This is a genomic window from Pseudomonas sp. WHRI 8519 (assembly GCF_040224055.2).
GTDB classification, from domain to species: Bacteria; Pseudomonadota; Gammaproteobacteria; order Pseudomonadales; family Pseudomonadaceae; genus Aquipseudomonas; species Aquipseudomonas putida_X.
The window spans coordinates 4,584,505-4,602,392 of the sequence record NZ_CP167996.1 but is presented as its reverse complement, the minus strand read 5'-3'; the positions used below and the strand labels follow the sequence as shown (position 1 = coordinate 4,602,392).

At 62.9% G+C, this 17,888-nt stretch carries 13 protein-coding genes; 8 read left to right on the top strand and 5 right to left on the bottom strand.

The genetic code is table 11. The features are described 5' to 3' along the window. Positions 1-65 precede the first annotated feature (65 nt). The 4 genes from ABRP30_RS20920 to ABRP30_RS20905 are packed head-to-tail and all read left to right on the top strand — an operon-like array spanning position 66 to position 2,625. Positions 66-491, top strand: coding sequence for a nuclear transport factor 2 family protein (locus ABRP30_RS20920; protein ID WP_241806063.1), 426 nt, complete (start codon positions 66-68; stop codon positions 489-491). Between the two features lie 44 nt (positions 492-535). After that, positions 536-880, top strand: a complete 345-nt coding sequence (locus ABRP30_RS20915; RefSeq protein ID WP_241806064.1) for a YciI family protein — start codon at positions 536-538, stop codon at positions 878-880. Positions 881-901: 21 nt separating this feature from the next. Continuing rightward, the gene (locus tag ABRP30_RS20910; RefSeq protein WP_241806065.1) at positions 902-1,387 is read left to right on the top strand and encodes an SRPBCC family protein; all 486 of its coding nucleotides are present in this window, start codon (positions 902-904) and stop codon (positions 1,385-1,387) included. Next, entirely contained in the window at positions 1,387-2,625 is a 1,239-nt protein-coding gene (locus tag ABRP30_RS20905; protein WP_267817953.1) for an RNA polymerase sigma factor, read from the top strand. Before ABRP30_RS20910 ends, ABRP30_RS20905 begins: the two co-directional genes overlap by 1 nt. 40 nt (positions 2,626-2,665) lie before the next feature. Here the strand turns inward: ABRP30_RS20905 and ABRP30_RS20900 are convergent, their stop codons facing one another. Further along, positions 2,666-3,136: a MaoC family dehydratase gene (locus ABRP30_RS20900; protein ID WP_349974651.1), complete on the bottom strand. Its 471-nt coding sequence runs from the start codon at positions 3,134-3,136 to the stop codon at positions 2,666-2,668. A 33-nt stretch (positions 3,137-3,169) separates the two neighbouring features. After that, positions 3,170-4,114 (bottom strand): lysophospholipase, encoded by a 945-nt coding sequence (locus ABRP30_RS20895; protein WP_349974650.1) that lies wholly within the window; start codon positions 4,112-4,114, stop codon positions 3,170-3,172. Positions 4,115-4,323: 209 nt separating this feature from the next. On the opposite strand from ABRP30_RS20895, the gene fadD2 reads away from it, so the two are divergent. Beyond that, positions 4,324-6,012 (top strand): long-chain-fatty-acid--CoA ligase FadD2, encoded by a 1,689-nt coding sequence (gene fadD2, locus ABRP30_RS20890; protein ID WP_349974649.1) that lies wholly within the window; start codon positions 4,324-4,326, stop codon positions 6,010-6,012. Between the two features lie 302 nt (positions 6,013-6,314). Then, the gene (gene fadD1, locus ABRP30_RS20885) at positions 6,315-8,012 is read left to right on the top strand and encodes a long-chain-fatty-acid--CoA ligase FadD1 (protein WP_241806069.1); all 1,698 of its coding nucleotides are present in this window, start codon (positions 6,315-6,317) and stop codon (positions 8,010-8,012) included. A 99-nt stretch (positions 8,013-8,111) separates the two neighbouring features. Here the strand turns inward: fadD1 and ABRP30_RS20880 are convergent, their stop codons facing one another. Next, positions 8,112-9,419, bottom strand: coding sequence for an FAD-binding oxidoreductase (locus tag ABRP30_RS20880; RefSeq protein WP_349974648.1), 1,308 nt, complete (start codon positions 9,417-9,419; stop codon positions 8,112-8,114). 30 nt (positions 9,420-9,449) lie between these two features. Next, positions 9,450-10,814, bottom strand: coding sequence for a glutamine synthetase family protein (locus ABRP30_RS20875; RefSeq protein ID WP_349974647.1), 1,365 nt, complete (start codon positions 10,812-10,814; stop codon positions 9,450-9,452). A 432-nt stretch (positions 10,815-11,246) separates the two neighbouring features. Between ABRP30_RS20875 and hrpA the strand changes: the two genes are divergently transcribed. Further along, on the top strand, positions 11,247-15,152 hold the full coding sequence (gene hrpA / locus ABRP30_RS20870) for an ATP-dependent RNA helicase HrpA (protein WP_349974646.1): 3,906 nt from the start codon (positions 11,247-11,249) through the stop codon (positions 15,150-15,152). 145 nt (positions 15,153-15,297) lie between these two features. Then, the gene (locus ABRP30_RS20865; protein ID WP_241806073.1) at positions 15,298-16,419 is read left to right on the top strand and encodes a beta-ketoacyl-ACP synthase III; all 1,122 of its coding nucleotides are present in this window, start codon (positions 15,298-15,300) and stop codon (positions 16,417-16,419) included. Between the two features lie 128 nt (positions 16,420-16,547). On the opposite strand, the gene ABRP30_RS20860 is transcribed toward ABRP30_RS20865, so the two are convergent. Then, entirely contained in the window at positions 16,548-17,792 is a 1,245-nt protein-coding gene (locus ABRP30_RS20860; RefSeq protein ID WP_349974645.1) for a putative porin, read from the bottom strand. Positions 17,793-17,888: the final 96 nt, after the last annotated feature.

Here is a 17,888-nt window from a genome sequence, read left to right as displayed (position 1 = left end):
GGTCCCGTTCGACCAGTGGTGAAGGCGCCGAGTACCGGCGCCACCAGCACGTCGGAGAGCTCCTCATGAATACCCAGGCCGAAAGCGAAATCCGTGAACTGATCGAGCGCTGGATGCAAGCGGTGCGCGATCGTGACATCCCAGCAATCACCGCCCCCTATGCCGACGACATCGTCGCCTTCGATGCGATCAAGCAATTGCAGTTCAAGGGCAAGGCCACGTACCAGGCCCATTGGGAATTGTGCATGGGCTTTTGCACCGGCCCGATGATTTTCGAATTGGCCGAACTCACGGTATACGCCGATGGCGACCTGGGCCTGGCCCATTGGCTCAACCGCTGCGGCCCGTCGGACGACGAAAGCCAGTGCGGTTTCATGCGTGTCACCGTGGGCTATCGCAAGGCCGCCGGCCAGTGGCGGGTCATCCACGAACATTGGTCGGCGCCTTTCGATATGGAAACCCAGAAAGCGCTGTTCGATCTCAAACCCTGATCCGCTATCGCCAAACGCACGTTGCCAATGCCGTGGAGATCACCATGAAATACCTGTGCCTGGTCTATTGTGACGAGGGGCTGCTGCACAGCCTGCCCGACAGCCCCGAAGATGCCGAATGCATGGCTTACGCCGAGTCGCTGCAGCGCTGTGGGCGCATGCTCGCGGCCGAGGCGCTGAAACCGGTGCAGACCGCAACCACGGTGCGCGTGCGCAGTGGCCACATGAGCCTGACCGATGGCCCGTTCGCCGAGACCAAAGAGCAGCTCGCGGGTTTTTACCTGGTCGATGCCCGCGATCTCAACGAGGCATTGAACATTGCCAAAGGCATCCCGGCAGCACGGGTCGGCAGCGTTGAAGTGAGGCCCGTGCGCGACCTGCAACCCTGACCGCAACGGAGAACAACAAGAATGAGCCTTGCCCAACCTGCGCAAGCGCAGCACGAGTTGTCCATCAGCCGCCTGATCGACGCCCCGCCCGCCAAGGTGTTTCGTGCCTGGACCGAACCCCGGTGGCTGATGCAGTGGTGGGGGCCGCATGGCATGACCACGCCGGAATGTGAAATGCAGCTCTGGGTCGGCGGCCTGTTTCGTACCTTGATGCGCGCGCCCGACGGTACCGAGTACCCCACCCAGGGTGTGTTCCTGGAGATTGCCGCGCCACGTCGGCTGGTGTTCACCGATGCGTTCGGGCCAGGCTGGGTGCCGTCTGCCAAAGCCTTCATGACCGCAGTGGTGACGTTTGACGAGGAACATGGCAAGACCCGCTATACCGCTCGGGCCTGGCACTGGAGCGCTGCCGACTGCACGGCCCATGAAGAAATGGGGTTTCACCAGGGGTGGGGAGAAAGCCTGGACCGCCTGGTGGAGGTGGTGACCCAGCGGATGCCGGACTGATGGCAACGCTGTTGCAGGTGCGCGCTGAAATCGAGGCGGTTTACCGCCGGGACTCACGGCGTATCCTGGCCACGCTGATCCGCCTGCTGGGGGATTTCGACCTGGCAGAGGAGGCCATGCATGATGCCTTCTTCATTGCCGTCGAGCGCTGGCAACGCGACGGTATCCCGCAAAATCCACGTGCATGGCTGGTATCGACCGGCCGTTTCAAGGCCATTGACGCGGTGCGGCGCCGCGCGCGTTTCGACCGTTCCCAGGCTGACCTGATCATGCTCATCGAGGGCCAGGGGCCAGACCCCAGTGAAGAGGCGTTGCTCGCCGATGATCGCCTGCGGCTGATTTTCACATGTTGCCACCCGGCCCTGGCTGCCGATGCGCAGGTGCCTTTGACCCTGCGCGAAGTCTGTGACCTGACCACCGAGCAGATCGCCCGTGCCTTCCTGCAGAGCCCGGCGACCATCGCCCAACGCATCGTGCGCGCCAAGGCCAAGATCCGCGATGCACGCATCCCTTACCAGGTGCCGGAGCTGAACGAATTGCCTGAGCGCCTGGAAAGCGTGTTGCGGGTGATTTACCTGGTGTTCAACGAAGGCTATTCGGCGTCTTCGGGCGAGGCTTTGTTGCAGCAGGCGTTAAGTGACGAAGCGATTCGGCTGGGCCGCTTGCTGGTGCAGTTGCTACCGGACCCGGAGGCGGTCGGGTTGCTGGCGCTGATGTTGCTGCAGGTCTCACGCCAGCGAGCACGGTGCGATGCCGAGGGCAATCTGGTGCTGCTCGACCAGCAGGATCGAAGCCTGTGGGACAGTGCGCAAATCAATGAAGGTTGTGAACTGGTGCAGCGGGCGTTGCGCAGCCGGGCGTTCGGTGCCTACACGGTGCAGGCGGCCATTGCAGCGGTGCATGCGCAGGCCAGGAGCGCCAGTGAAACGGACTGGGCACAGATTGTCGGCCTTTACGATGTGCTGCAGCGGCAATGGCCGTCACCAGTGGTGGCGCTCAACCGAGCGGTGGCACTGGCCAAACGGGATGGGCCGCAGGCGGGGTTGGTGGAGGTTGAAACGATCCTGGCGACGGGTGAGTTGCGCGACTACCACCTGGCGCATGCGGCAAGGGCGGAGCTGCATTGCCAGTTGGGGCAGGTTGAAAAGGCCCGTGCGGCCTGGCGGCAGGCGCTGGACTTGACGCGTCAGGCGCCGGAGCGGCGGCATATCGAGGGCAAGCTCAAGGCGTTGGAATGACCCGGCAGCACCGGCCCTGTCGCCGGTACTGCCTGAATGATCAGCTGGCGACGAAGTTCGGCGGCGATATCAGCTCTACCGTCTGCTGCTTGCGCGGCGCCAGGATCTCTGCCTCGCCCTCTACCACCAGCTCATCGTTCTGGTTGTACACGTTGGTGGCGATACGCACTTTGAATTTGGGCAGCTTTTCGAGGATTTCCAGGCGTACGGTCAAGGTATCGCCGATTTTCACCGGCTTCTGGAAGCTCATCTTCTGGCCCAGGTAGATGGTCCCGGGGCCGGGCAGGGTGCAGGCCACTGCCGCGCTGATCAGCGCGCCGCTGAACATGCCATGGGCGATGCGCTCACGGAACATGCTCTTGGCTGCGAATTCGGCATCCAGGTGCACCGGGTTGTGGTCACCCGACATCGCGGCGAACAGCTGGATGTCACGTTCTTCCACAGACTTTTCGTAACTGGCCTTCTGGCCGACTTCTAGAGCTTCGTAAGGCGTGTTGGTGACCTGGGTCATTGGCGCTTCCTTGATGGGCGGACAAGGCCGTTATCATTCACTGCGGGCAGGGCGGCCAAGGGCCAGCGCCTGTTCCAGCCACGCGAGGATATCGGCGGTGACCTCGTCCCGGTTGAGTTCATTGAGCACTTCGTGGCGCGCCTTCGGGTAGACGCGCAGTTGTACATGTCGATTGCCGGTCGCGCGCAGGGCGTCGGCCAGATGGGTGAGACGCTTGCCGGCACTCACCGGATCACATTCACCGCCAATCACCAGCAACGGCAGGTTCGGATCGATCTGCGCAAGGTTCTTCGCCTGGCTGATCTGCGCCAGGCCGAGCAGCAAGTCTAGCCACAACTGGTTGCTGCAGCGAAAACCGCACAAAGGGTCGCTGACGTACCTGTCCACCTCGTCAGGGTCGCGGCTGAGCCAGTCGAAGGGTGTGCGGTTGGGTTTGAACGCGTTGTTGAACGAACCGAACGACAGCCACTCGATCAGCCCACTCTTGCCTTGCGGCCCTTGGCGCCAGGCCTCCAGCCGGGCGATCAGGCGCGCCAGGCGATACAGCGCCGGCGGCTGGAAATTGGAGCCACTGAGGATCGCCCCGTGCACGCTGCCACTGTGGTGCATCAGGTAGGCCTGGGCGATGTAGCTGCCCATGCTGTGGCCGAACAGGAACAGTGGTGTGCAGGGGAACTGCTGGCCGATGTGCTGGGTGAGCAGGGCCAGGTCGTTGACCACGGCATTCCAGCCATGTTGCCGGGCGAACAGGCCGAGGCTGCCCTGTTCGGCGGTACGCCCGTGGCCGCGCAGGTCTGCAGCCAGCAGCGCATAGCCGGCAGCGCTCAGCGCCTGGCCCAGGTGCTGGTAGCGCCCGCCGTGTTCGGCCATGCCATGGGCCAGCAGCACCACCGCCTTGACCGGGGTAGCCGGCAGCCATTGGTGCACGTAGAGGTTGCAATGCTCGCTGGCCGGCAGCCAAAAGGCGTCGTAAGGCATGGCGTATCCTTTGCGCTGGGGTACGATCACAGAGTATGCGCAAGCGGCCGGATTGCAGGAAGGGCACAAATAAGATTCACAATGTTAATGGCGGCCCTTGGCATATAGGCCACCTCTGGCTTACCTGCTAACGTCGGTTGAACGCCTTTTTGCCATCAGGCAAAGGGATTACAGGCTAAGAGCGGGTTCAGGCAGAGGAACAATAATAAATGCAAGCCGACTTCTGGAATGACAAGCGCCCGGCGGGCGTGCCTTCCACCATCGATATCCATGCGTATAGCTCGGTCGTCGAGGTTTTCGAGCGCTCCTGCAAGCGCTTCGCTGACCGCCCGGCGTTCAGCAACCTGGGCAAGACCCTGACCTATGGCGAACTCGACCGCCTGTCGGCGGCCTTTGCTGCCTGGCTGCAGCAGCACACCGACCTGGTGCCGGGTGACCGCATCGCCGTACAGATGCCCAACGTGCTGCAGTATCCCATTGCGGTGTTCGGCGCCCTGCGCGCCGGGCTGATCGTGGTCAACACCAACCCGCTGTACACCGAGCGTGAAATGCGCCACCAGTTCAAAGACGCCGGTGCCCGCGCCCTGGTCTACCTGAACCTGTTCGGCAAGCGGGTCCAGGAGGTGTTGCCCGATACCGGCATCCAATACCTGATCGAGGCGAAGATGGGCGACCTGTTGCCTACGGCCAAGGGCTGGTTGATCAACACCGTGGTCGACAAGGTAAAGAAAATGGTCCCGGCCTATCATCTGCCGCAAGCCATCTCGTTCAAGCAGGCACTGCGCGAGGGCGCGGCGCTGAGCCACAAACCGGTAACGCTGAGCCTCGACGACATCGCCGTGCTGCAGTACACCGGCGGCACCACGGGCCTGGCCAAGGGCGCCATGCTCACCCACGGCAACCTGGTGGCCAACATGCTGCAGGTGCTGGCGTGCTTTTCGCAGCATGGCCCGGACGGGCAGAAGCTGATCAAGGAAGGCCAGGAGGTGATGATCGCGCCGCTGCCGCTGTACCACATCTATGCCTTTACCGCGAACTGCATGTGCATGATGGTCACCGGCAACCATAACGTGTTGATCACCAACCCGCGCGATATCCCTGGCTTCATCAAGGAACTGGGCAAATGGCGGTTCACCGCACTGCTGGGGCTGAACACCCTGTTCGTGGCGCTGATGGATCACCCGGGCTTCCGGCAGCTGGATTTCTCGGCGCTCAAGGTGACCAACTCTGGCGGTACGGCGCTGGTCAAAGCCACCGCCGAACGTTGGGAGAGCCTGACCGGCTGCCGCATTGTCGAGGGCTACGGCCTGACAGAAACGTCGCCAGTGGCCAGCACCAACCCTTATGGCGAGCTGGCACGCCTGGGTACCGTGGGCATACCGGTGGCAGACACCGCGTTCAAGGTGATCGACGATGAGGGCAATGAACTGCCGTTGGGCGAGCGGGGCGAGTTGTGTATCAAGGGCCCGCAGGTGATGAAGGGGTACTGGCAGCAACCCGAGGCGACGGCGCAGACCCTGGATGCCGATGGCTGGCTGAAGACTGGCGACATTGCGGTGATCGACCCGGACGGCTTCACGCGTATCGTCGACCGCAAGAAGGACATGATCATCGTCTCTGGCTTCAACGTGTACCCCAACGAGATCGAGGACGTGATCATGGGCCACCCGAAAGTGGCCAACTGCGCCGCCATCGGCGTGCCGGACGAGCGTTCGGGGGAGGCCGTGAAACTGTTCGTGGTGCCCCGTGAGGGCGGCCTGAGCGTCGATGAGCTGAAGGCCTACTGCAAGGCCAACTTCACAGGTTACAAAGTGCCCAAGCACATCGTGCTGCGTGAGTCGTTGCCGATGACACCGGTGGGCAAGATCCTGCGTCGCGAGCTGCGCGACATCGCCTAGGGAGCTGCAAGCTTCAAGCTTCAAGCTGCAAGCTGCAAGCGGGGCGCGCATGGCTCTAGCTTGCAGCTTGCGGCTTGAAGCTCGCCACTTTAAGTCAAATACTCTAAAAATGACTTGTATCGTTCATTGAGTCATTTTTGTGACCATAAGGCCCGATTTGGCCTCTAGGCGACCCTTTGCAAAGCTGTTACTCTCGGCCCGCTTTCAGATGATTCGGTTTGCAACGAACCGCCATCTCATATCAATAATAAACGCATCGACGCGTAAATCGAACTTCGCTGTTGCTGAAGGAGTGGGCTTCCATGATCGACCATTTTTGGAAGGATAAATACCCAGCCGGGATTACGGCGGAAATCAATCCTGACGAATTTCCCAATATCCAGGCGGTACTCAAGCAATCCTGCCAACGCTTTGCCGATAAACCGGCCTTTAGCAACCTGGGCAAGACCATCACCTACGGCGAGTTGTATGCCCTGTCGGGCGCTTTTGCGGCCTGGCTGCAGCAGCACACCGACCTCAAGCCGGGTGATCGCATTGCCGTGCAGCTGCCGAATGTCCTGCAGTACCCGGTAGCAGTGTTCGGCGCCATGCGCGCCGGGCTGATCGTGGTCAACACCAACCCGCTTTACACCGCACGGGAGATGGAACACCAGTTCAACGACTCCGGTGCCAAGGCCCTGGTGTGCCTGGCCAACATGGCTCACCTGGCCGAAAAGGTGGTACCCAAGACCCAGGTCAGGCATGTCATCGTCACCGAAGTGGCCGACCTGTTGCCACCGCTCAAACGCCTGCTGATCAACAGCGTGGTCAAGTACGTGAAGAAGATGGTGCCGGCCTACAACCTGCCGAACGCCGTGCGCTTCAACGATGCCCTGGCGCGGGGCAAGGGCCAGCCGGTGGTCGAGGCCAACCCGCAAGCCAATGATGTTGCCGTGCTGCAGTACACCGGCGGTACCACCGGTGTGGCCAAGGGCGCAATGCTGACGCACCGCAACCTGGTGGCCAACATGCTGCAGTGCCGGGCGCTGATGGGGTCGAACCTGCATGAAGGTTGCGAGATCCTCATCACGCCGCTGCCGCTGTACCACATCTATGCCTTTACCTTCCATTGCATGGCCATGATGCTGATCGGCAACCATAACGTGCTGATCAGCAACCCGCGTGACTTGCCGGCAATGGTCAAGGAACTGGGCAAGTGGAAGTTCAGCGGCTTCGTCGGCCTCAACACCCTGTTCGTTGCCCTGTGCAACAACGAGGCGTTCCGTGCGCTGGACTTCTCGGCGTTGAAGATCACCCTGTCCGGTGGCATGGCGCTGCAGCTGAGTGTGGCCGAGCGCTGGAAAACCGTCACCGGTTGCGCCATTTGCGAAGGCTATGGCATGACCGAGACCAGCCCGGTTGCGGCGGTCAATCCGGCCGAAGCCAACCAGGTCGGTACCATCGGTATCCCGGTGCCCTCGACCCTGTGCAAGGTCATCGATGACAGTGGCAGCGAGCTGCCGCTGGGCGAGGTGGGCGAGCTGTGCGTCAAGGGGCCGCAGGTGATGAAGGGCTACTGGCAGCGTGAAGAGGCCACCGCCGAGATCCTCGACAGTGACGGCTGGCTCAAGACCGGGGACATTGCCCTGATCCAGCCCGATGGCTACATGCGCATCGTCGATCGCAAGAAGGACATGATCCTGGTCTCGGGCTTCAACGTGTATCCCAACGAGCTGGAGGACGTACTGGCTGCCCTGCCGGGCGTACTGCAGTGCGCTGCGATCGGTGTGCCGGACGAAAAGTCGGGCGAATTGATCAAGGTGTTCATTGTGGTCAAGCCGGGCATGACCGTCACCAAGGAGCAGGTGATGGAGCACATGCGTGCCAACGTCACCGGCTACAAGGTGCCGCGTTACATCGAGTTCCGCGATGCGTTGCCAACCACCAACGTGGGCAAGATCCTGCGCCGCGAGTTGCGTGATGAAGAGCTGAAGAAGCAGGGCCTGAAGAAGATCGCCTGATCCTCACCAACGCCCGGCAATATCCGCATCACACTGGAAATCCGGGGCCGCTTCGCGGCCCCTTTCGCGACATCCCGCCGCGCCTGCCGGGGAGTGCAATCAGCGCAGTTTTTCCAGCATCTGGTAGTACCACATCCCCGCCGCCAACAGCGGATTGCCCAGCAGGTCCCCCATCGGCACCTTGATGTGCTTGCACCCGGCAAAGGTATCGAACTTCTCCAACGTACCGGTCAGCGCCTCGGCCATGATTTCGCCCATGATGTGGCTGGTGGCGATGCCGTGCCCCGAATAGCCCTGGCAGTACCAGACGTTGTCCGAAAGCTTGCCCAGTTGCGGTATGCGATTGACCACGATCCCCATCGCGCAACTCCACTGGAACTCGATCGGCACCCCTTTGAGGGCCGGGAAGGTGCGCTCGATGCATGGGCGCAGCTCACCTGCGATATCACGTGAATCCTTGCCTGAATAATTGGCGCCGCCGCCGAACAGCAGGCGTTTGTCGGCAGTGAGGCGATAGTAGTCGAGCACGAAACGGCAGTCGTACACCGCCAGGTCCTGGGGGTTGATCTGTTCGGCCAGTTCGCCCAGCGGCGCGGTGGTGACGATGCCGCCCATGGCGGGGAAGATCTTGCCCTTGAGCTGACGCTTTTCCAGCTTGTGGTAAACGTCGCCGGCCAGCATCACCTGGCGTGCTTCTATTCGGCCTTGGGCAGTGACCACTGCAGGGCGCGGGCCGTGCACGATGTCCAGCACCTCGGAGTTCTCGAAGATCAGCGCGCCCAAGGCGTGCGCGGCACGCGCTTCGCCCAGGCACAGGTTGAGCGGATGCAGGTGCAAGTTGCGCAGGTTCTTCAGGGCGCCCAGGTACAACGGGCTTTGCAGATGTTCGGCAACCGCGTTGCGGTCGAGCATCTGCACCTGGTCGCCCATGCCGCGGCGATGCGCCTGGGCTTCGAAGGCGCGCAGTTCGTTGAGGTGTGACGGTTTCATCGCTGCATGCAGGTGGCCGCGCTTGAGGTCACAGTCGATGCCATAGCGCTCGATCCGCTGCTCGATGATCTGGTGCCCGCGCCAGCGCAAGTGCCAGATAAAGTCATCCACCTCGCTGCCCAGGCGGTCGCGCATCTGCGTGCGCATGGCCTCGTCGCCCGAGAGGCTGCCGGTGACCTGTCCGCCGTTGCGGCCGCTGGCGCCCCAGCCGATGCGGTTGGTTTCCACCACCGCCACTTTCAGGCCGCGCTCGGCCAGCTCCACGGCGGTGGCCACGCCGGTGAAACCGCCGCCGATAATCGCCACGTCCACCTGCACAGTGCCCTTGAGCTGCGGGTACTGCGTGTGGTCGTTGAGCGAGGCACTGTAATAGGAGGGCGCGCGCTGGGCCGGGCCGTTGTTCACTGCTGCGTTCATGGGTGTTCCTTATTTTGAATAGGGTGAGGCTCAGGCCTGGTGCAGGTACCAGCGCCAGTCCTGTTCGCTGACTTCGGCCATGAACTGGCGGTACTCGGCGCGCTTGACCTTCAAGTACACCCCGAGGAAGTCCTTGCCGAGTGCTTCGCGTGCCCACGCCGAACGCTCCAGGGCGTCGAGGGCGGTCAGCCAGTCGGTGGGCAGGTGCTCGGTGGCCTGGGCGTAGCCGTTGCCTTCGACCGGTGCGCCCGGGTCGAGTCGTTCGCGGATGCCGCAGTGGCTGGCCGCGAGAATCGCCGCGGCGGCCAGGTACGGATTGGCGTCGGCGCCACAGATCCGGTGTTCGACATGGCGGCTGTTGGCCGGCCCGCCGGGCACGCGCAAGCTCACGGTGCGGTTGTCGACACCCCAGGTTGGCGCCAGCGGTGCATAGCTGTTGGCCTGGAAGCGGCGGAACGAGTTGGCGTTGGGGCAGAACAGCAGCAGCGCGTCGCGCAGGTGGCGCAGCATGCCGGCAACCGCTTGGCGCAGCAGCGGGGTGCCGGCCTTGTCCTGGCTGGCGAACAGGTTGTTACCGGCGCTGTCGGCCAGGCTCAGGTGCATGTGCATGCCGGTGCCGGCCAGTTGCGCGAAGGGTTTGGCCATGAAGCACGCCTGCATGCCGTGGGCGTGCGCCACGCCTTTGACCAGGCGCTTGTAGCGCACGGCCTGGTCCATCGCTTCCAGAGCATCGCCATGCTCGAGGGTAATTTCCACCTGGCCGGGGGCGTACTCCGAAATCGCCGTGCGGGCCGGGATGCCCTGGGCTTTGCAGGCCGCGTAAAGGTCGGCGAGAAACGGCTCTATCTGCTCCAGTTCACGCAGGCCATAGACCTGGGTGCTGCGCGGGCGGCCACCGTCGTTGTCCAACGCCGGTTGCGGACGGCCCTGGGCGTCACGCTGCTGGTCGAGCAGGAAGAACTCCAGCTCGCAGGCCATCACCGGGTGGTAGCCATCGGCCTTGAGCGCTTCGATCGTGCGTACCAGTACATGGCGTGGGTCGGCGACGCTGGCCGGCAGGCCTTCGCTGGGGTGCATGCTGACTTGCACGGCGGCGGTCGGTACGCGGCGCCACGGCAGGCGCACCAGGCTGCCCTCCAAGGGGTAGGCGCGACAGTCGATGTCGCCGACGTCCCAGACCAGCCCGGAGTTTTCCACGTCATCGCCGTTGAGGGTCAGGCCCAGGATGGTGCTGGGCAGTGGGCGGCCGCTCTGGTACACCGCCAGCAGTTCCTCGGGGTGCAGCAGCTTGCCGCGCGGCACACCGTTGGCGTCGAGGATGAACAGTTCGAACAGCTCGATATCGGGGTTGTCGGCAAGGAAACGTTGGGCGTGTTCTACGGGTGCAAAGTGCATGAGAAATTCGCTCGTGAGCATACAGGGCCGCCGCCTGGTGGCGGCCCGGCTGAGTCAATCGGCCGAAGGGTGGCCGGGTTTTGTCAGATGCGCGAGTGAAGTGTCCGGTGGGCGGGCGTGGCGACAGTGCCAGAGAGCCCAGAAGGCCAGGATCACATGGACCAGCGGGTTCTCACCGGCGCACGTGCGGGCCTTCGGTAGCGAAGGGCGCGAAAGCGGCGGGGCGATGGGCTGGGCACAGATCATGCGTTGGATACTCACATGCGACGTCAGGTTGATTAAAGCAGTGAATGGCAACCTTCACTCTGGTATCGGCTAAACATTCGGGCGGGCCGGTACACACAGCAAAATGCCGGTAAATCTGCGACAATCGCGCATCCATCGAATGCCGATCATGCACAAGCAGGCTCACCTGCATCACTAAAAAGCCCCATGACTGACCACGCCATCGACAAACTGCTGCAAAACCTCGACCACGCCATGATCGCCGACCGCCATCGCCTGCGCCGGCAACTGCATGAGCTGCGCAAGCGCCCCGACGAGGCCAAGCTCGCGCAGTGGGTGGAGAAGGTCCAGGCGTCTTGCGCCCAGGTCACCGCGCGCCAGCACAGCGTGCCGCGCATCCGCTACGACGACAGCCTGCCGATTGCCGCCAAGCGCGACGAGATCAAAAAGGCATTGGCCGAAAACCAGGTCCTGGTGATTGCCGGTGAGACCGGTTCGGGCAAGACCACCCAGTTGCCCAAGATCTGCCTGGAGCTGGGCCGCGGCAGCCACGGCCTGATCGCCCACACTCAGCCACGGCGGATTGCGGCGCGCAGCGTTGCTGCCCGGGTGGCTGAAGAGCTGGGCACACCGCTGGGCGCCCTGGTCGGTTACCAGGTGCGGTTTGAGGACCAGAGCGACGCCAACACCTTGGTCAAGCTGATGACCGATGGCATCTTGCTGGCCGAAACCCAACATGACCGCTTCCTCGAGCGCTACGACACGATCATCGTCGACGAGGCGCACGAGCGCAGCCTGAACATCGATTTTTTGCTCGGCTACCTCAAGACCCTGCTGCATCGCCGCCCGGACCTGAAGCTGATCATCACCTCGGCGACCATCGACCTGGAGCGCTTCTCCAAGCATTTCGACGGGGCGCCGATCATCGAGGTGTCTGGTCGTACCTATCCGGTGGACACTTGGTATCGCCCGCTGACCAGCGAACAGGACGAAGAAGGCAACCAGGTCGAAGAGGACCTCACCGTCGACCAGGCCATCCTCGCCACCCTCGATGAGATCGCCCATCACGAGCGCGGCGAGGGCAAGGGCCCCGGCGACGTGCTGGTGTTCCTGCCGGGGGAGCGCGAGATTCGCGATGCCGCCGAAATCCTGCGCAAGGCCCAGTTGCGTCATACCGAGATCCTGCCGCTGTATGCGCGCCTGTCTCCGGCCGAGCAGCAGCGTATCTTCCAGTCGCATACCGGCCGGCGTGTGGTGCTGGCCACCAACGTGGCAGAAACCTCGCTGACCGTGCCCGGCATCCGTTATGTGATCGACACCGGTACTGCGCGCATCAGCCGCTACAGCTACCGTGCCAAGGTCCAGCGTTTGCCGATCGAAGCGGTGTCCCAGGCCAGCGCCAACCAGCGTAAAGGCCGTTGCGGCCGTGTCGAGCCGGGCATCTGCATTCGTCTTTACAGCGAAGAAGACTTCAACGGCCGGCCAGCCTTCACCGACCCCGAGATCCTGCGCACCAACCTGGCGGCGGTGATCCTGCAGATGCTGCACCTGCGTCTGGGCGCCATCGATGCCTTCCCGTTCATCGAGCCGCCCGATGGCAAGGCCATCAGTGACGGCTTCAACCTTCTGCAGGAGCTGTCGGCGGTCAACCGTGAAAACCAGCTGACGCCCCTGGGCCGTCAGCTGGCGCGCCTGCCGATCGACCCCCGGCTGGGCCGGATGCTGCTCGAAGGCGCTCGCCAGGGCAGCCTGCAGGAAGTGCTGATCGTCACCAGTGCATTGTCGGTGCAGGACCCACGCGAGCGCCCGCCGGAGCGTCAGCAGGCGGCTGACCAGGCGCATGCGCAGTGGAAGGATGTGGATTCCGATTTCGCCGCGCTGGTCAACCTGTGGCGTGGCTTCGAGGAGCAGCGCCAGGCGCTGACGGCCAACCCGCTGCGTAACTGGTGCCGCAAGCATTTCCTCAACTATTTGCGTCTTCGCGAATGGCGCGATGCCCATCGTCAGTTGTCGCTGATCTGCCGTGACCTGCAGCTGACGGTCAACAAGGAACCGTCCGACTACCAGAAGATGCACAAAGCCATCCTCAGCGGGCTGCTCAGCCAGATCGGCCACAAGACCGAAGACGGCGACTACCAGGGTGCGCGTCAGCGGCGCTTCTGGGTACACCCTTCCTCGGGTATTGGCCGCAAGCGCCCGCAATGGGTGATGGCCGCCGAGCTGGTGGAGACCACGAAGCTGTATGCGCGCATGGTGGCCAAGATCGAGCCCGACTGGATCGAGCCGCTGGCGACTCACCTGGTCAAGAAGAACCACTTCGAACCGCACTGGGAGAAGAAGCGTGGGCAGGTGGTGGCCTACGAACAGATCACCCTGTACGGGTTGATCCTGGTCGGCCGCCGCCCAGTGCACTATGGCCCGATCGACCCGGTTACCTCGCGTGAACTGTTCATACGCGAAGGGCTGGTTGGCGGCGAGATCCAGTCGCGGGCCAAGTGCCTGGCCGCCAACAAGCGTCTGCTTGAAGAGCTCGATGAGCTGGAAGCCAAGGCGCGCCGGCGCGACATTCTGGCGGATGAAGAAACCCTTTACGCCTTCTACGAAGCGCGCCTGCCAGCGGAGATCCACCAGACCGCGACGTTCGACAGCTGGTACCGCATGGGCAGCCAGAAGGACGCCAGCCTGCTGATCATGCGTGAGGAAGACGTGTTGGCCCGCGAGGCCAGCGAAGTCACGGCGGCGCAATACCCGGACAGCTTGCAGGTAGGCGAACTGCGCCTGCCGTTGAGCTACCACTTCGAACCGGGCCACCCCCGCGACGGTGTGACTGTAAGGGTACCTGCGCCGCTGCTGCCAAGCCTGCCGGGCGAGCGCCTGGAGTGGCTGGTGCCGGGCTTGCTCGAAGCCAAGTGCGTGGCGCTGGTGCGTAACCTGCCCAAGGCGTTGCGCAAGAACTTCGTACCGGTCCCGGACTTCGTCAAGGCGTCGCTGGCGCGCATGACGTTCGGCCAGGGTGCCTTGCCTCAGGCCTTGGGCCAGGAGCTGTTGCGCATGACCGGCGCCCGTGTGTCCGATGAGGCCTGGGCAGAGTCGGTAGGCCTGGTCGAAGGGCATCTGCGCATGAACATCGAGGTGGTCGATGGCCAGGGCAAGTTCCTCGGAGAGGGCCGCGACCTGGCCGAGCTGACCGCACGCTTTGCCGCCGCCAGCCAGGCAGCGCTGGCGGTGCCGCGCGAAGACAAGAGCGCGCAGCCGGTTCAGGCCAAGGCCTTCAGCGAGGTCAAGCAGACCGCCCAGCAGAAGATCGCCGGGCTGTCGATGACGGTGTACCCGGCGTTGGTGGAAGAGAGCGGCAGCGTGCGCGAAGGGCGTTTCTCGACCCAGGCCGAAGCCGAGTACCAGCATCGCCGTGCTTTGCAGCGCCTGTTGCTGCAGCAGTTGGCCGAGCCTGCCAAGTTCTTGCGTGGCAAGCTCCCGGGGCTGACCGAACTGGGCTTGCTGTACCGCGAACTGGGCCGCGTCGAAGCGCTGGTAGAGGACATTCTGCTGGCCAGCCTCGATAGCTGCATCCTCGAAGGGGAGGCCACGCTACCGCGCGATGGCGCGGCATTGGCCGGGCTTGCCGAGCGCAAGCGGGGAAGCTGGGCGGAACATGCCGAGCGCCTGGCCCGCCAGACGCTGGAGGTGCTCAAACTCTGGCACGGCTTGCAAAAGCGCTTCAAAGGCAAGATCGACCTCAGCCAGGCGGTGGCGCTTAACGACATCAAGCAGCAGTTGGCCAACCTGGTGTATCCGGGCTTCGTGCGCGAGACGCCTGGGGTGTGGTTCAAGGAGCTGCCCCGTTACCTCAAAGCGGTGGAGTTGCGCCTTGAGAAGCTTGGCAGCCAGGTGCAGAAGGACCGGGTTTGGAGTGGCGAGCTGACCAACCTCTGGGCCCAGTACAAGGCCCGTGCCGACAAACATGCCCAAGAGGGCAAGCGCGACGCGCAGTTGACCTTGTACCGCTGGTTGCTGGAGGAATATCGGGTGTCGCTGTTTGCCCAGCAGTTGGGCACGAAAGTACCGATTTCTGACAAACGTCTCAGCAAACAGTGGTCTCAGGTAGAAGCCTAAACCCGGGAACTTGTGGCAATATTGAAGCAATTCGGGGCCGCATTGCGGCCCCTCGCGGGTTCAACCTGCGCCTTGGACTTGGTACTAAAGTGCTATTACTCCAGCCAGCGCCCTGTGGCGATGGCCTTTGACCAGAGGAACGATCGTGCATAACGTCGTGATCAGCGGCACCGGCCTGTATACCCCGGCCCAGAGCATTTCCAACGAAGAACTGGTGGAATCTTTCAACACCTGGTCGCAACAGTTCAACCGCGACAACGCTGCGGCCATCGAGCGCGGCGAGGTCGAGGCTGCGCCTCTTTCGGACGCTGCCTTTATCGAGAAGGCCTCGGGTATCAAGAGCCGCTTCGTCATGGACAAGGCTGGCATTCTCGACCCGCAGCGCATGAAGCCGAGGCTGGCGGAGCGTTCAAATGACGAGCAGTCGATCCTCTGCGAGATGGGCGTGGCCGCTGCCCGTCAGGCGCTCGAGCGCGCAGGGCGCACGCCTGCCGATGTCGACGGTGTGATCGTCGCTTGCTCCAACCTGCAGCGCCCGTACCCGGCCATCGCCATCGAAGTCCAGCAGGCGCTGGGTATTGAGGGCTTCGCCTTCGACATGAACGTGGCTTGCTCCTCTGCCACGTTCGGTATCCAGACCGCAGCCAACAGCGTGCAGTTGGGCCAGGCCCGTGCCTTGCTGGTGGTCAGCCCGGAAATCTGTACCGGGCACCTGAACTTCCGCGACCGCGACAGCCATTTCATTTTTGGTGACGCCGCCACCGCCGTGCTGGTCGAGCGTGCCGACCAGGCCACCTCGGCGCACCAGTTCGATATCCTCGGTACCAAGTTGCAGACCTCGTTCTCCAACAATATCCGCAACAACTTCGGCTTCCTCAACCGTGCTGCGGAAGAAGGTATCGGGACGCGGGACAAGTTGTTCGTGCAGGAAGGCCGCAAGGTATTCAAGGAAGTGTGCCCGATGGTCGCCGAGCTGATCGGCAAGCACCTGGGTGAGAACGGTCTGCAGCCCTCAGACGTCAAGCGCTTCTGGCTGCACCAGGCCAACCTGAGCATGAACCACCTGATCGTCAAGAAGCTGCTGGGGCGTGAGGTGGCCGAGGAAGAGGCGCCGGTCATTCTCGACCGTTATGCCAACACCAGCTCGGCGGGGTCGGTGATCGCCTTCCACCTGTACCAGGATGACTTGGCCAAGGGTTCACTGGGCGTGTTGAGCTCATTTGGGGCAGGTTATTCGATTGGCAGTGTGATTCTGCGCAAACGCTGACGGTGTGCACTGGCGCTGCGCCGGGTTGCCGGCGGCGGGGCCTGTGTATTTCTGGCAGGCGAAAAAAGGCGGGAAATGCCGGATGGGGTCGGCATTTCCCGCCTTGAGTGAAGCTTGGCCGTTGCAGCTTAGAACTTGGCTTCCAGGTCCACCTGCAGCGTGTCGACATCGGCGTTGCTGTTGGGCAACTGCGACAGGTCGGTCTTGGCCATCAGGTAGGCAGCGCCCAGCGAGAAGTTCTTGTCGATTTCATAACCGACCTTGAACTTGTGGCCGCGCGAGCCGGTGTAACCGTTGCCGAAGTCGGAGTCGGTGAACAGGCTGACCACGGCGTTGCGCTGTACATCGCGGTAGTTGTAGTCCAGGCTCCAGGCGCCGACTTTGGTTTTCAGGCCAGCCAGCCAGGCCTGGTCTTCGCCGTCGGTGCTTTCGGTGTTCTTCACGTACTGGCCATAGGCCGACAATGGGATGGCGAGGCCGGTGAAGTCCAGCTGGCCGAAGCCTTCCACCAGGTTGAACTCGTTGGTGGTGTTGCCGAACGACTGCAGGATGGTCGCTTCCTTGTCGTTGTCGTAGCCATAGATGCTCGCGCCGACGGTGAGCTTGAGCACATCGGCGGGGGCGAACTTGGCGCCCAACTGGCCGTGGTAGACCTGGGCGTCGTGCTTGTACTGCACGCCGTCGCCGTCCACGTTGTCCTTGAGCGTGTACTGGCCCGCGCTGGCGAAGACTTCGGCGCCGCCGAGGTCGGCCTTGTAGGTAGCGGCAACGCCTTCCGGGTTGATGTCGCCGTCCCAGATGATGTCACCCATGCTCACCCAAGGCTGTGCCATCTTGCCGCCGATCAGGTGCAGGTTCGGGATTGCGGTGGGGTGCCAGTCGAGGTAGGCCAGGTCGACCCACAGCGATTTCTTGTCGAAGTAGTTGTCGAAGCTCTGGTTGGTCGAACGGCGGTCTGCGCTGCTGCCGGTGGCGATGCGGATGCCAGCGTCGACTTGCGGGTTGATCTCGCTGTAGAAACCGACGCGGGCGCGGACGCGCTGGCGGTCCTGGTTGCCGCTGCTGCTGTTCGGGTCGTCGACGTTGACGTCCTCGTAGCGCAGGCGCACATCGCCTTTGACCTGGGTCTTGGCAGCCCATGCCACTTTTTGTTCGAAGGAGCTCATGCGTTCAGACTGAGCTTTCTGGTCGGCCTTTTCCTTGGTTTCTTTTGCCAGGTCACCTTGCAGTTCGTTGTACTGCGCCTGGTTGATCGAGCCGTTGGCGCGGAGCATTTCGAGCAGCTTGGCGTCGACAGCCGCACTGGCCGGAGTACTCAGAGCCAGCATCATGCCGGTAAGGCTCACTCCGGTAAGTGTAGAAACAAGACGCATAAGGTTCTCCCTACTGAAAAATATTGGGGAGGCTCAGCGTCCACCCCCATGTTGGCATGTCTTCGGAAAGGGCCTGAATAGACAGGTTCTGAGGTT

Bases quoted from the DNA above. Each gene is read 5' to 3' on its own strand.
- ABRP30_RS20920 (WP_241806063.1), top strand. From the start codon at position 66: ATGAATACCCAGGCCGAAAGCGAAATCCGTGAACTGATCGAGCGCTGG.
- ABRP30_RS20915 (WP_241806064.1), top strand. From the start codon at position 536: ATGAAATACCTGTGCCTGGTCTATTGTGACGAGGGGCTGCTGCACAGC.
- ABRP30_RS20910 (WP_241806065.1), top strand. From the start codon at position 902: ATGAGCCTTGCCCAACCTGCGCAAGCGCAGCACGAGTTGTCCATCAGC.
- ABRP30_RS20905 (WP_267817953.1), top strand. From the start codon at position 1,387: ATGGCAACGCTGTTGCAGGTGCGCGCTGAAATCGAGGCGGTTTACCGC.
- ABRP30_RS20900 (WP_349974651.1), bottom strand. From the start codon at position 3,136: ATGACCCAGGTCACCAACACGCCTTACGAAGCTCTAGAAGTCGGCCAG.
- ABRP30_RS20895 (WP_349974650.1), bottom strand. From the start codon at position 4,114: ATGCCTTACGACGCCTTTTGGCTGCCGGCCAGCGAGCATTGCAACCTC.
- fadD2 (WP_349974649.1), top strand. From the start codon at position 4,324: ATGCAAGCCGACTTCTGGAATGACAAGCGCCCGGCGGGCGTGCCTTCC.
- fadD1 (WP_241806069.1), top strand. From the start codon at position 6,315: ATGATCGACCATTTTTGGAAGGATAAATACCCAGCCGGGATTACGGCG.
- ABRP30_RS20880 (WP_349974648.1), bottom strand. From the start codon at position 9,419: ATGAACGCAGCAGTGAACAACGGCCCGGCCCAGCGCGCGCCCTCCTAT.
- ABRP30_RS20875 (WP_349974647.1), bottom strand. From the start codon at position 10,814: ATGCACTTTGCACCCGTAGAACACGCCCAACGTTTCCTTGCCGACAAC.
- hrpA (WP_349974646.1), top strand. From the start codon at position 11,247: ATGACTGACCACGCCATCGACAAACTGCTGCAAAACCTCGACCACGCC.
- ABRP30_RS20860 (WP_349974645.1), bottom strand. From the start codon at position 17,792: ATGCGTCTTGTTTCTACACTTACCGGAGTGAGCCTTACCGGCATGATG.